Genomic DNA, 13,265 nt, shown 5'->3' on the forward strand with positions numbered 1-13,265 from the left:
GCAAACACTTCTCAAGGGGGTCAATTTTGGACGCCGATCCCTCGGCTTAGGGGGTCAAAATTGCACGCCTAAACACACGCCGTCTCGACCCATTTCCAGCCCTCTAGCCGAACAGGCTCGGCGTCGCAGGCCAGTTTTTCTACGACAAGGCGTTCGAGCAAGGCGACATCCTGCAACCAGCCGCCGTCGTCGCTCTGGAAAAGATCGCGCATGATGGGGCCGCCGGCGGCGAGATAGGCTTCGCTGACATATTGCGCGCGCTTGTTCGAGGCCCGGACCGCGCCCTCGGTAAGAAGCCGGCGAATCTGATAGGCTTCCTTGTTGTAGGAGCGCTGGATCGCCTCCCAGATCTGCTCCTGGCGCTCATGGTTGGGATTGACCGTGAAACCCATCAGCTGGTCGAGCGTCTTGCCGTCTTCGGCATAGACGTCGAGCAGCGCCGGCGACACGGAGGCGAGACGCAGCCGCTGCTTGACGACGGCGACGCTGACAAAGAACGCGGCGGCGATCTCCTCTTCGCTTTGCCCTTTCTCGCGAAGGGTCAAAAAGGCGCGAAACTGGTCGAGCGGATGCAAGGGGGATCGGGCTAGCTTGCGTCCTTAACCTCGCCGGCTTCGCGCCGGCAGGCAACTGAGAGATACAAGGCGGAGGCGGGCTCCTGGATTTCGCTGGGGTTTTTCCCAGCTCTCAAATTGCAATTCAAAAAGCTGAAAGCGGTCTTCCAAAATGAGACCCCGTCTCCGCGCGATAGTAAATTGCACGAATATTCAATGACATCCTGCCGGTCGGTCTCCTGGCACGTTTCGTGAAACCTCTGGAGCATGAATGCCAACCACGGAGACCCCCAGAGGTCCGAAATGTCACTTAGCCAGGCGGAGATCTTCGATAGCGCGCTTCTTCGCAACGCGGCCCGTTCGTCGCTGCTTTGGAAGGAGTCTGCGGCCTGTGAGCGCACGGTCGAGCTGTTCGATCTGACGATCACCAACACCAGCTTGGAGCAGGCGGCCTTCGACCTGGCCGAGCTCGCGCGCACGGATCGCCGCACGCGGGTCAGCTTCGTCAACGCGCATGTCATCAACGTCGCCGCGAGGAACGCCGCCTATGCCCGCGTTCTGCAGGGCATGGATCGCCTCTACGCCGACGGCAGCGGCATGGCGCTCGCCGCGCGCTGGGCCGGCTCGCCGCTCGCCTACAATGTAAACGGCACCGATCTTTTTCCGCTGCTCTGCGCGGAGGCGGACAAGGCGGGCGTGAAGATTTTCCTCCTCGGCGGGAAGACCGGCGTGGCCGAGGCTACAGCGGAAACGGTGAAAGCAATGGGCCATAACGATGTGATCGCCGGCGTGCATCACGGCTACGTCAACAGCCCTGAAGACACGCAGCGCGTCATCGAAGAGATCAACGCCAGCGGCGCCTCGATCTTGCTGGTCGGCATGGGCGTGCCGATGCAGGACATCTGGATCACGCGCAACTCCGACTCGCTGCAGACTCCGGTCGTGGTCGCCGTCGGTGGTCTCTTCGACTTCTTCTCCGGGAACGTCTCGCGCGCTCCGACCTTCCTGCGCTCCATCGGCTGCGAATGGATGTGGCGTCTGCTGCAGGAGCCCGGCCGTCTGTGGTCGCGCTACCTGATCGGCAATGTGGCGTTCATCCTTCGGGCCTTGGCCTTGACGGTCGCGAGACGATGAGGCGTTCGTTGCGCATATGATGGACGTCGACGTTCACCGCGACGCTTCTCCGAGCCTTCGCAATGTTGTTGAGCCTTGAAGGGGAGCCTCAAGGTTCGGATTGACCAATATGTCTCCAGGGAGAGGGTAAAATGGTTCCTGAAAATTCGGAGAACGCGGGACCTCGATTATCAGGGCTCCGCTGCCTGGTGGTGGACGATACCCAGCTGAACCGGCTGGCTGCCCAAAAAATACTGACCTTTGAAGGCGCCCGCGTTACTCTTGCCGTGGACGGGAAACAGGCAATACAGTTTCTGCGAGCAGAACCGAGGGGTTTTGACGTCGTGTTCATGGACGTGCAGATGCCGGTTATGGACGGTCTCTCCGCGACGCGCGCCATTCGGAAGGCCCTTGGACTGACAGACCTCCCCGTCATCGCGTGGACTGGTGAGGCATTGTCCGAACAACGCCAGAAAGCCCGGGAGGCCGGCTGCAATGGCATTCTGTCCAAGCCGGTCGATCTCAATGAGTTGGTTGCGACGCTGATTCTGCACCTTGATATCTCATCTGGACTTGCATCGAGCATCAATGGCGCGTGATTAGAGCTGGTCCATCGACGGCTCCAATTAAAATGGTTCTGCCTTATTCTCTGGGTAGTGACCGCGGTCGTGGTGTAATTTCATCGGCAGCGCCGGTTTAACTTGTCGGCCGCCGCAACGCTCGCTACGCCGGCGGGGTTTTCATGGTCCATCTGCTGCAAAAAACGGAAGCATTGCAATTGAGGAGTGCAGCGCCTACCTATCTTTCAAGGCGATTCTTGCGCAGAGTTTCTCAAGGGAACGGCGTTCCCGTCCAGGCGAGCAAGCTCCTTGTCTAGTAGGTTCAGGTTTTGCGGGGGCTGGCATAAGCGGCCCATTGCTTTTACCCGAGGGAGTTAGATACTCTGGTTCGCCCTAATAAGTTTACCCAAGCCTCGGACGAAGTCGGATGACTTGTAGTTTCGGTGCTCCCGCTCTTGGCGGCAGGTCGATGCTGCGGCATGCGATCGGGCGCGCAAAAGAACTGATCGCCAGCTTGACCCAGCGCGAGGACCTGAGACCCTATATTCATGGCGGGCTCATTTCCGTCAGCGTGATTTGGTTTCTTTGCGCGGCCTATCTGATCTTCCTGCCGAAGTCCTATGTCAGCAAGGGAATTTTCATTCTCCCTGGCGCTGGCGCAAATGTATCCGTGACCCTCGAAACAATCGGGCAAACCTCGTCTGTCGTGCCGTCGCCTTTCTCATCCACGGGCTTGAGTCCCAAAGTTATCTACAGCGAAATCCTGACCAGTGATCCAATAGTAGATAAAGCCGCCGCTTTGCTAAATATCAAACCGAGGTACTTCGGGGAGCCGAGGGTTAAACTGGTCGAGGAAGCGACGCTCATATTCTTTGAGATGAAAGGCCGCACGGCCGAATTGGCCCAACAAAAAGCGGTGGCGCTGGTCGATGTGTTCGAAAAGGAGCTGGACCGTCTGCGGCGCGATGAGACCGAGCGCCGTGACGCCAGCGTTCGGGATGCGATGAAGGGTTATCAGACGAACCTGCGTGCGGCACGCGAACGCATTTCCGAGTTCCAGCAAAAGAGCGACCTTGTTTCCCTCGAGCAATTCAACCAGATCACCTCGATACTCGAGGACACCAGGAAGAAGCTGACTGAAGCGCGAGTCGAGGCGGATCGTCTCGATGCGACGCAGAAAGCGCTCGCCAAAAACCTGGGGATGGATCCAAAGCTGGCGTCCGTGGCGCTGTCTCTTTCTGCAAATTCGGTTTTCGCCAAGGCCCTTACCGACTATGCGGATCTAACCGCGCAGGTCGCGGAGCAATCCAGGTTGTATGGGCTCCGAAATCCCTTGTTGCTCCAATCTCGGGCGAAGCAGTTGGCGGCGCTGCATCTCGTGAAGACCATGGCGCGGCGCGCCGGAGTGAGCGTTGACGACCTGATTCGCCTGATGGCTCCTCTGGTGCAGAAGAGGCAGGAGGAGTTGTTGAAGGAGCTGGTCGCCGGAGCGGCGGAAGCCCAAGGCAAGCAACGGGAAGTCGCGGCGCTTAATAAGGAGGTCGACGCTCTCGACCGACGCATCAAGTCCCTCTCGTTGAACGCCGCCCGTCTGGAGGATCTCAAGAAGGAACACCTCGTCGCGGAGGCGGTGTTTTCCTCAGCTCTCGCGCGCGTTGACATGAACAAGGCGGATATTTTCGCATCCTATCCCCTAACTCAGCTTCTCTCTCCGCCCAGTCTCCCCAAAAGGCCGGCCCAACCACGTCTGCTCTATGCCTTTCTCGGCGGCGTCGTGGGGACGCTGTTGGCCATCGCCGCATGGACACTCGCATGGATGCGCCAATCCTTCGCCCCGAAACCTCTGAAGAAAGAATAATCTACTATTCGATCCTCTGGACTTGGGGTTACTGGGTTCTCGGCGCTCTTTACATCGTCGGGCCGGTCATCGGCTGGTATCTCGCCTTCGTCGCTCTCTCGCGCTACGTGGGCGTTTCGGCTCGTCCCTCCGGGCGCTTGCAGAGAGTTCCCATCGGCGTCGTCATCTGGTGGGTGGCAATGGGGGTGATGCTCTTCGCGCTTCTCGCCGCGCATCTTAATTTCGGTCTCGGCGTCGGCTCGCTGCTCAAGTCCTCGATCGGCTGGGCGAAAGGCTGGGCGCTCATGGCGGTTTTTCCTTTGATCGGCGCGATGCTGCCGATCCGCGCGGAGATCGTCTACCGCGCCACTAACAAACTTGCGCTCCAGACGCTGCTCCTCGTGCCCGTCTTCATTATCGCAGCTCTGGCGCGCGCGCCCACCCCGCTCTACGTCTCGCCGTTACAGATATTCGGCGGGGCGGGGCCCCAATTTTTTCAGGTCGCGCTCTATTCCATCGACGAGACTAACGGAAATTTGCGTTGGAGCTTTTTCGCGCCTTGGTCGCCCGCGGCGGCGTTCATTTCGAATGTCTCTCTCGTTTTCGCGCTCTATGACCGCTCCCGCCTCTGGAAGTGCGTTGGCGTCGCTTCCTGCGTCACAATTTCTGTCATGTCCCAATCGCGTTTGGCGATCGTCGCCATTCCCGGAGTGATTCTGCTCCTCGCCGTATTTTGCAATCTGACGCGACCACTGACGCTGGGCGTCGCCTCGTTCGTCTCGACTCTCGGCATACTCTTCGCTACGCCCATCATGTCGCTCGTCGATGACTTCATTGAGAGATTCACCCGGGCGCGAGCCGCGTCATCCAAGGTGCGCGCTATTCTGAGGTCCATGGCGCTGCATCGCTGGGAAAGCGAGGCGCCGATATTTGGGCACGGCGTCTTGGAGAGAGGTCCGCACATCGTCGAACATATGCCGATCGGCTCGCACGATTCTTGGTACGGGCTGCTATTCGTGAAAGGTATCGTCGGTTTCGCGGCGCTGGCGATTCCGCTCGCATGGACGTTCCTGGAGCTTCTCGCCAAGGCGCAGGCTGACCGTGTCGCCCGCTGCGCGCTTGGCGTCGTGATCATCATTGGCTTCTACTCTTTCGGAGAAAATCTCGAAATTCTGTCCTATCTCTTTTGGCCTGGCCTCGTCGTCATCGGCATCGCCATGCGGAGACGCCTTTTTCATCCGCTACGCCACCGATTCGCAGCCCCACTGGCGACTGAGCCCGAGGAGAGAAGCACGAACAAGACCCATTCGCCTGAGCCGCGGCTCGAGGCCTGAGCGCGGCTCGCCCAGGCGGAGAGACGAACATTGGAAGTGAGCAGGCGCAGGCCTTTTTCGGCCGGACTCGAATTCCTTCGACCCCGGCCCCGCGCCCGCCGCTGTTATGCAACCGCGTGTGTGATTCTATAGGACACCACAGATACTACATCCCGTACTGAGGTCGCTGTTCCCCGGCGGCGGGGGGACCTTACCGCTCGTGATTCGTTGGCCGACGAATGGAGAGCGGCGATGAAAATGTATGCAGGATTGGACGTGGGTGGCAAGCGAACAGCGGTGTGCATTCTGGATGACGGGAGCAAGATCGTCTGGCGTGGAAAGACGGATACGCATCCGAAGATGAATGACGCTGTATTGCGACGCTTCAAGGGTGAGCTCGCGAAAGTCGGGTTGGAAAGCGGGCCGTTCACATCGCACCTCTTCCGTTCATTGGCGGCTATGGATTACCCGATGGTTTGCATGGATGCGCGACGTGCGGCAGATGCGATCAAGAGTCGCCGGATCAAGAGCGACAAGGGCGACGCCTGGGCTCTTGCCGAGATGCTGAGGACCGGCTGGTTCACCTGCGTCTATGTCAAGTCTGATGACACGCACCGCCTGAAAGCGCTGCTTGGCGCGCGTGATCAACTGGTCAAGGACAAGCGTTTGTACGCGGCGGCGCAATAATCGGCCAATGAGCGGCGCGAGGGGCGACCGCGTCGTGCCGACGTAAAACCCGGCCACATTGGCGTCTGCCCTCCCCAATTTGATTCGGGAGGGCAGCCGGGGATGTTTGCGGTGGAGACCTACGCGGCGGTTCGACGCTTTGTTTTCATTCAGGGGAACAATCGGCGCGAAGCGGCGCAGGTGTTTGGACTGAGCCGGGATACGGTGGCGAAGATGTGCCGCTATTCGGCGCGCCCGGTTACGTGCGCACCAAGGCTCTCGAGCGGCCGAAGCTCGGGCCGCTGCTCCCGGTGATCGACGCCATCCTCGAGGTGGACAAGACCGCGCCGCCGAAGCAGCGGCATACGGCGAAACGGATTTTCGAACGGCAGCGGGATGAGTACGGCTTTGCTGGCGGCTACACGGTGGTGAAGGATTATGTGCGGCTGGCGCGCACGCGCTCGCGCGAGGTGTTCGTGCCGCTCGCGCATCCGCTGGGTCATGCGCAGGTCGATTTTGGCGAATGCGTCGGCGTCATCGGCGGCGTGCGGATGAAGCTGCATGTGTTCTGCTTCGACCTGCCACATTCGGACGCCTGCTTTATCAAGGCCTATGCGGCGGAGACGACGGAGGCGTTTCTCGATGGCCATGTGTCGGCCTTCGCCTTTTTCGGCGGCGTTCCGCTGTCGATCCTCTATGACAATCTCAAGATCGCCGTGGCGAAGATTGTCGACGACGGCGAGCGATGCCGCACGCAGGCTTTCACCGAACTCGTCAGCCATTTTTTGTTCGACGATCGCTTTGGTCGCCCGGGCAAAGGGAACGATAAGGGCAAGGTTGAGGGCCTGGTGAAGTTCATGCGGCTCAACAAATTTGATCTTCTTGCTGGCGTCGAAGCCGCGTGGCCCGCCGCTTTCCGTCGTCTTCGCCGATTGGCTGTCGACGACCCCGGCGGTCGGGCTTGCCTCACATCTGCCTTTTCGCGCGACGCCATGACCAAGGCGTGATTGACGCGCGTGAACACGCCGCCGCGCGACCAAGCGTAGAAACAGCCCTGCGCGGTCGAGTAGGGCGGAAACTCCTTTGGCAATTGCGGCCACTGACAGCCTGTCGAGGCCATGTAGAGGATGGCGTTCACGACCGATCGCAAGTTGGTTTCGCGCAGGCTGCCAAGCGGCGATGCGGGCGGGAGTAGCGGCTCAAAAAGCGCCCATTCCGCATCCGTCAAATGACTTGCGTAATGCAGTCGGTCAAGCAGATACTTGCACAAAGTGATTCTAGTCTAGGCGCATCGCGCGCCCCTCGAATCTCGCAAATCCGAAGGAATCACAGTCTACTGAAATCACTCAATAACATTTTCGGTCAGCCTCTAAGGGAATTGGCGGCCTCATGGGTCAGAGAGCTGGGAATAACCGATCGAGGAGGCGTTTCGGTCGGGTGCGCCAGGAACAGGATCGGCTTGCCGCTAGAGAATGGCGCGCGTCGGGAGTCATGTGAAATTGGGTTGTGCAGGCAACATCCTTCGCCGGAAATTTGGCACAGAAATCACCAGATGACAAAGGGAACCGCAGTGAGCCATCGCCACAAGGCATTGTGGATCACAGTCTTGGCGATGACGGCGCTGGCTGGCTGCGCTGTCGGAGACAATCCGGAGAACAAGGCCGATACGTTATTTAGCCCCCAGCAGTTCGCCTACGGACGCGAATACGAAGGTCAAGTCGGCGGGACGCCGAGCTGGAACCCCATCCCAGGAGTGTGTCCACCAGCGGACATCATGAATTACATCGCTCCCCGCGCGCCGGGCAGGACCTCGGTGCCAGATTCGCACATGCGCTATTCCCCCGGCGATCGCTTTCACATCCTGGTGCCGGGCCTTCCCGAATTTTCCGGCGAATATGCGATCAACGCGGATGGACGAGTCATCTTGCCCTTCGCCGGGGAAGTGAAAGCTGTTGGCCTGACCAACGCCGAACTCAACGAGACGATCGAACAAGCCTTCCTCGACGCCAACGTCCTGAAAGAGAGCGGCGCGCATGTCGCGGTGCGGCCGATCCAATACGCCCCGATAAACGTTTTTGTTTCGGGTGCCGTTTTCACTCCCGGCCGCGTGGCAATCAACAATCTGAGCGACACGAGTAAGTTGGGCCCGACGCGCGAGCAGTATGGCGACGCGCCGCTGGACCGCTTCGTCGCGGCCGGCCTGCGAGCGGCCGGCGGCGTGCGACCCGACGCCGATGTCTCCAGCATTTACCTGGTGCGCGGAGCCAGACGGTATCGGCTCAACTGGCGCGGTGCGTTCACGGGAGAAAAGGTGGATGACGTCGCCCTGGTCTCCGGCGACAAGCTCGAGGTCGCCGAGAGTCCCTGTTTCCAGACGGGCCTGATTCGACCGACACAAATCACGCCGCCCGGCATTCGGATCTTTCAGTCGAACTTGACGGTGCCGGCGACGAACAACGCCAGCTCCAGCATCGGCCAGTTTTCCGGAAGCCTGCCCTACGGAACGCGGTTCCTTCAGGCGCTTGCCTCCGCCAATTGCATCGGCGGCACGATGTCGACCAATGCGAGGCGACAAGCCGTGCTCATCAGCCGCAATCCGAAGACCTTGCAAACGCAAGTGATTCAGCGTTCGATCGAGGAACTCGTCCGCAGCGCCGACCGTGACGCGGTAAACCCCCATCTGATGCCGGACGACGCCATCGCCTGTTACGACAGCAGCGTCACCGAATTCTCGGAAGTCCTTTCGGTTCTGGGTCAGGCTACTTACCCAGTGAACCAAAGCGCTAACTCGGCGTGGTATTTGTTCCATCTCCACAGATAGTGAGTTGCGGCGGTTTGGGCTTCGCACGGCGATTGGATGGGAGCCTCGGCCTGAGTGGCGCAGCCGCTCAGGTCGTCTTTCAAAGCCGCAGCTCGCATGCGACGCGGCGGCGGCGGCATGGGAGAGCGTCGGCCCCACCACGAAAGGGCTATCTTGCGAGGCTGAAAGAATTCTTGACCGAATTCACGCGTATCGCCGCCGCCGATGATAATCGCCCGGCTCTGACGGCCAGAAGAGGACGTCGGTCCGGAGCGGATCGGAAGCAGGCGACGCGGATCGCAATTCAAACAAGCCGCATTTCCACTTGAAGCAATGAGAGGCAGTTCGTACAGTCTGCTCACGCCACACCTGCAAGTGAACAGACTTCGAGACGGCGCGCTAAAGCGATTGCGCGGTAAAGGCAAGAGATATGAACCTTTCGTCCGTGAGATCGATCTTTAGTGCGCGCATCGGAGCCGCGCTGCTGGTCTTGCTCGCGACGCCGACAGCGGCGCATGCGCAGGCGATGGTCATCATCAATCCCGCGCAGGTGGGAGCTACCCTTACGAACCAGATTCTCGGCGCCAACATGGGGAACTGGTTCAATCCCACCCTGCCAGGTTTGGCCGCGGGCATGACGCAGGCCGGCATCACCGCAACACGCTGGCCCGGCGGCTCGAATAGCGATCTCTACCATCTCGCAACGAACAGCGACTGCTTCGGCGCCTACGTGGATCCCAACGCAACCTTCGACAATTTCGTCAACTACATCGTCAAACCGGCCGGCCTCTCGCTCGCGATCACGCTAAACTACGGCACAAACGCCGCGTGCGACGGCGGCGGCGATCCGAAGGAGGCGGCGGCCTGGGTCGCCTATGCGAAAACCAAGGGCTATGCGGTAAGCCACTGGACGATCGGCAATGAAGTTTACGGAACCTGGGAAAAGGACCTGCACGCCGCTCCAAACGACCCGAAGACTTACGCCAACGCTGTGGCAACGGGCTTTTACCCCGCGATCAAGGCGGTCGATCCGAACGCACAGGTCGGCGTGGTCGTCGATGCCGGCGACCCTTGGGGAGCCCCGAACTGGGACCAAATCGTGCTGTCCCAGGCGCCATTTGATTTCGTCGAATACCACTGGTACGGGCAAGGCACCGGCCATGAGAGTGATGCTTGGCTGATCGGCTCCGCGCCGTCGGCGCTCGCGCAGCACATAGCGACGATCAAGCGGGAGCTTGCCGCCGCCGGCAAGCTAAACACGCCAATTGTGATCGGTGAGCTCGGCTCGGTGGCCCAGAACCCCGGTAAGCAGTCGATGTCGATCACGCAGGCGCTATTCGCCGGCGAAGTTCTGGGCGAAATCATGCAGGCCGGCGTCCAGACGGCGGACTGGTGGATCGCTCACGGCGACTGCCGCGATCCCTTGAGCGGCGGCAACTACGCATCCTCGCTCTATGGCTGGCAGAATTTCGGGGGCTATCAGATCATTTCCGACGGCTTGCCCGAATATGGCTGCCCTAACGCACCGACAACTTGGCGCAACACCCTGTTGCCGACGGCTCAGGCCTTCAAGCTCGCCAGCCTCGTCGCACTGAACGGCGAGCATATACTAGGCTCGACCGTCAGTGGCCCAGATGCAGCCAATTTGCGCGCCTACGCCATGACCAACAAGGGAGGGACCGCCGTCATGCTGTTCAATCTCGGCCGGTCCAGGACCCTTCAAGTGACAATCGGCGTGACCGGCGTGACTTCTTCGTCCGATGTAACCGTCAGCTATTACGACCGCGCGACCTATGATCTGTCGAGAAAAAACATCTGGCGAGGCATCACCACCACTTCGCTCGGGGCGAGAACCCTACCGCTTACGTGGACGCTGACGCCTTGGAGCATGACCGTGGTGCAGTTCAAATAGCCCGCAAGGGGCCGGCTTGCCCGGGGGCGTGTTTGATTTGACGGTTATACCTTTTTCGCCTCGGGAGTTTTTGCGCTCAGGGCTATTATTAAACCGGTTCCTGCGAAAGAGGCATAGAGACCGCTCGTCCAGTCGAGATCGCGTTAAAATCGGCGGTCGAAATACTCGACCGCCGTTGACAGGCGATCCGCGTCCTCCGTTAAATCGCTGCACAGACTGTCTCAAATCATTCGACGACGGGCAGCCCAAAAGCGAGTTAGGAGCCTGCAATCGTGTCGGAAAATTCAAGGGTGCGACCGCTCGATCCGGAAAGCGCTGAGCGCGTGCACAAGGAACAGCTTGCCGCAGTTCGTAACAACACTCCGACGATGCTCGTCGCCAATACATGCAACGGCGCGGTTGTAGTGATTGGGATGTGGAGCCATGCCGATATTTCGATCGTTATCTGGTATTCTGTGCTATCGATCACAGCAGGCTATATCTACTTCAAAAATTACGTAGGCCACGCGCGGCGAGAACAGAGAAAAGATCACGCCAAGTCCATAAAGAGGGCGATCACCAATGGACTTGCTTTAGGAGCGCTTTGGGGAATGCTTCCCTTTTTTTCTTTGTGGACGCCGATGCTAGCGAACGCCTTCTCATTACCAGCGTGACTGCTGGGATGATGTGCGGGGGCGCCTTCGTGCTCGCCGCCATCCCGTCAGCGGCCCTCTCCTTCGTCGGGCCAGTGACTACATGTTCGTTGATCGCTCTCGCGCGCAGCGGCGACAAAGAGTGGACGTTGGTGGCGTTTCTGCTCTGTGTATACACGCTGGTGCTTCTCAAGGGGGCGCGCTCCCAAGCTGCAGCGCTCACGACGCGCGTTTTGACCGAGATCGCCCGCACAAAGGAACTCACCATGTTAAGCGAAATGAAAAGCGCTTTCACGGCGAATGTGAGTCATGAGATCCGAACGCCGCTGAACGGGATTCTTGGGCTCGCTCAACTGCTTGAGCGAGAGCCGCTCTCCTCCGATCACATCGAAATAGTGCGGCGACTGCGAAAGGCTGGGGAATCCCTGCTGGCTATCCTCAATGATATTCTCGACTTTTCAAAGCTCGAGGCGGGGCAGTTTCGGCTCGACAGGAAGCCATTCGACCTTGGTTCGACTTTGAGCCACATCGGCAGCCTGTTCAGCGGCACCGCGCGCGCCAAGGGCCTCGAACTCGTCGTCGAGGCGATGCCGCAATTGGGAGGGGTGCCGATCGGCGACGCGCTGCGAGTTGAACAAGTGTTGATGAATCTTGTCGGCAACGCCCTAAAATTCACAGAGCAAGGCGAGGTTCGCCTGTGCGTCCGAGCGATTGCGCTTGATGATGCGAGGGTGAAGCTTCGCTTCGAGGTCCGCGACACCGGAATCGGCGTCGCGCCGGAGAGCCTCACCGAATTGTTCAAGCCGTTTACCCAAGCCCACCGTTCAATGAGCGGTCGTTTTGGCGGCACTGGACTTGGCCTGTCCATCTGCAAGCGCCTTGTCGAATTGATGGGCGGCGAAATTGGGGCCTCGAGCAAATTTGGACAAGGGAGCACATTCTGGTTCGAGGTTGCTTTCGAGCTGTCGCCCGCGGAGACGCACGCTCCGCGATTACCGCGGCCGACCAACGCGCCCGGATGCGCACGCCTGGGCGGCCTCCGTTTCCTGGTCGTCGACGATAGCGAGACGAATCGAGATGTCTTGGAGCGCTTGCTCGCGCTGGAGGGCGCTCGAGTAGTCGTGGCGCGGAATGGCCAGGAGGCGCTCGAGTTCCTGAGACGCGGGAAAGAGGCGGTCGACGCCGTTCTGATGGATGTCCAAATGCCGGTCATGAACGGACTTACAGCGATCCGAAACATTCGCGGCGATCTCGGACTCAGAGCGTTGCCCATTATCGCGCTGACCGCAGGAATTCTCAGTGAAGAGCGACATCAAGTCCTCGGCGCGGGCGCCAATGATTTTATCCCTAAGCCAGTCGATCTCGAGGAGTTGGTCTACACCCTGCTGCTACAGGTGAGCCAGTCGCCCTCGGGCGACCGCGCTATGATATCCGAGCCTCTGGCTGAATTCCCCGTTGTCGCGGGGCTGAACAGTTCGTGGGTCGAAAAAACCCTGGACGGCGATAGAGACCTCTTTGTAGCTCTACTCATGAGCTTCAAAGAGGAATTCATCGACGCTGCGTCACAAGTGGAAGATAGCCTTGCGCGCGGCGATAGAGAGGACGCCGCGCATCGGCTTCATACGCTTCGCGGTGGCGCGGGTTACATTGGCGCTGAAGACTTGGTTGAGGCGGCTAGTGCGTTAGAGCGCGCGATTGTCGAGCGGCAACCTCAGTTTGAAACCCTCATTGCGGAATTCGTGAGGAACCACGATCTCGTCATTGAGGCCATAACGTCGGCTCTGGCGGAAATCAACCTATCGCGGAAGTAGGCAGATGGTCAGCGGCCGAGGACGTTGCTGATTTGTGGGATGTTCCGGATCGGGGACCGGGCTTGGA

At 59.7% G+C, this 13,265-nt stretch carries 8 protein-coding genes and 3 pseudogenes; 9 read left to right on the forward strand and 2 right to left on the reverse strand.

Annotation, left to right across the window (positions count from 1 at the left end; all coding sequences use genetic code 11):
• Nucleotides 1–77: 77 nt before the first annotated feature.
• Nucleotides 78–584: pseudogene (locus tag HUN39_RS03665) on the reverse strand (ParB/RepB/Spo0J family partition protein); the annotation flags it as partial.
• 273 nt (nucleotides 585–857) lie between these two features.
• On the opposite strand from HUN39_RS03665, the gene HUN39_RS03670 reads away from it, so the two are divergent.
• The 6 genes and pseudogenes from HUN39_RS03670 to istA all read left to right on the forward strand — a co-directional run.
• The gene (locus tag HUN39_RS03670; protein WP_175093154.1) at nucleotides 858–1,688 is read left to right on the forward strand and encodes a WecB/TagA/CpsF family glycosyltransferase; all 831 of its coding nucleotides are present in this window, start codon (nucleotides 858–860) and stop codon (nucleotides 1,686–1,688) included.
• A 131-nt stretch (nucleotides 1,689–1,819) separates the two neighbouring features.
• Nucleotides 1,820–2,266 carry a response regulator gene (locus tag HUN39_RS03675; protein WP_175093155.1) on the forward strand — a complete coding sequence of 149 codons (447 nt, stop codon included), beginning with the start codon at nucleotides 1,820–1,822 and terminating at the stop codon, nucleotides 2,264–2,266.
• 430 nt (nucleotides 2,267–2,696) lie between these two features.
• Nucleotides 2,697–4,085 carry a GumC family protein gene (locus tag HUN39_RS03680; RefSeq protein WP_175093156.1) on the forward strand — a complete coding sequence of 463 codons (1,389 nt, stop codon included), beginning with the start codon at nucleotides 2,697–2,699 and terminating at the stop codon, nucleotides 4,083–4,085.
• A complete protein-coding gene (locus HUN39_RS03685) occupies nucleotides 4,040–5,398 on the forward strand; it encodes an O-antigen ligase family protein (RefSeq protein WP_175093157.1) in 1,359 nt (452 codons plus the stop codon). Before HUN39_RS03680 ends, HUN39_RS03685 begins: the two co-directional genes overlap by 46 nt.
• Nucleotides 5,399–5,629: 231 nt before the next feature.
• The gene (locus HUN39_RS03690; protein ID WP_175093158.1) at nucleotides 5,630–6,064 is read left to right on the forward strand and encodes an IS110 family transposase; all 435 of its coding nucleotides are present in this window, start codon (nucleotides 5,630–5,632) and stop codon (nucleotides 6,062–6,064) included.
• Nucleotides 6,065–6,166: 102 nt separating this feature from the next.
• Nucleotides 6,167–6,912: pseudogene (gene istA / locus HUN39_RS03695) on the forward strand (IS21 family transposase); the annotation flags it as partial.
• Here istA and HUN39_RS03700 read toward each other — a convergent pair.
• A pseudogene (locus HUN39_RS03700) lies at nucleotides 6,901–7,319 on the reverse strand (IS5 family transposase); the annotation flags it as partial. The pseudogenes istA and HUN39_RS03700 overlap by 12 nt on opposite strands.
• A gap of 276 nt (nucleotides 7,320–7,595) precedes the next feature.
• Here HUN39_RS03700 and HUN39_RS03705 point away from each other — a divergent pair.
• The 3 genes from HUN39_RS03705 to HUN39_RS03715 all read left to right on the forward strand — a co-directional run bounded on the left by HUN39_RS03705 (nucleotide 7,596) and on the right by HUN39_RS03715 (nucleotide 13,198).
• Nucleotides 7,596–8,864, forward strand: a complete 1,269-nt coding sequence (locus tag HUN39_RS03705; protein WP_175093159.1) for a polysaccharide biosynthesis/export family protein — start codon at nucleotides 7,596–7,598, stop codon at nucleotides 8,862–8,864.
• A gap of 409 nt (nucleotides 8,865–9,273) precedes the next feature.
• Nucleotides 9,274–10,755, forward strand: coding sequence for a hypothetical protein (locus HUN39_RS03710; RefSeq protein WP_175093160.1), 1,482 nt, complete (start codon nucleotides 9,274–9,276; stop codon nucleotides 10,753–10,755).
• Nucleotides 10,756–11,170: 415 nt separating this feature from the next.
• Entirely contained in the window at nucleotides 11,171–13,198 is a 2,028-nt protein-coding gene (locus HUN39_RS03715) for an ATP-binding protein (protein ID WP_210266837.1), read from the forward strand.
• Nucleotides 13,199–13,265 lie beyond the last annotated feature (67 nt).

Origin of the sequence: Methylocystis silviterrae, assembly GCF_013350005.1 — a bacterium.
GTDB lineage: Bacteria > Pseudomonadota > Alphaproteobacteria > Rhizobiales > Beijerinckiaceae > Methylocystis > Methylocystis silviterrae.

What these genes read in the sequence shown, in the direction of transcription:
- HUN39_RS03685 (WP_175093157.1), top strand. Translation starts at nt 4,040, where the DNA reads ATGGATGCGCCAATCCTTCGCCCCGAAACCTCTGAAGAAAGAATAATC.
- HUN39_RS03675 (WP_175093155.1), top strand. Translation starts at nt 1,820, where the DNA reads ATGGTTCCTGAAAATTCGGAGAACGCGGGACCTCGATTATCAGGGCTC.
- HUN39_RS03680 (WP_175093156.1), top strand. Translation starts at nt 2,697, where the DNA reads ATGCTGCGGCATGCGATCGGGCGCGCAAAAGAACTGATCGCCAGCTTG.
- HUN39_RS03670 (WP_175093154.1), top strand. Translation starts at nt 858, where the DNA reads ATGTCACTTAGCCAGGCGGAGATCTTCGATAGCGCGCTTCTTCGCAAC.
- HUN39_RS03710 (WP_175093160.1), top strand. Translation starts at nt 9,274, where the DNA reads ATGAACCTTTCGTCCGTGAGATCGATCTTTAGTGCGCGCATCGGAGCC.
- HUN39_RS03690 (WP_175093158.1), top strand. Translation starts at nt 5,630, where the DNA reads ATGAAAATGTATGCAGGATTGGACGTGGGTGGCAAGCGAACAGCGGTG.
- HUN39_RS03705 (WP_175093159.1), top strand. Translation starts at nt 7,596, where the DNA reads ATGACAAAGGGAACCGCAGTGAGCCATCGCCACAAGGCATTGTGGATC.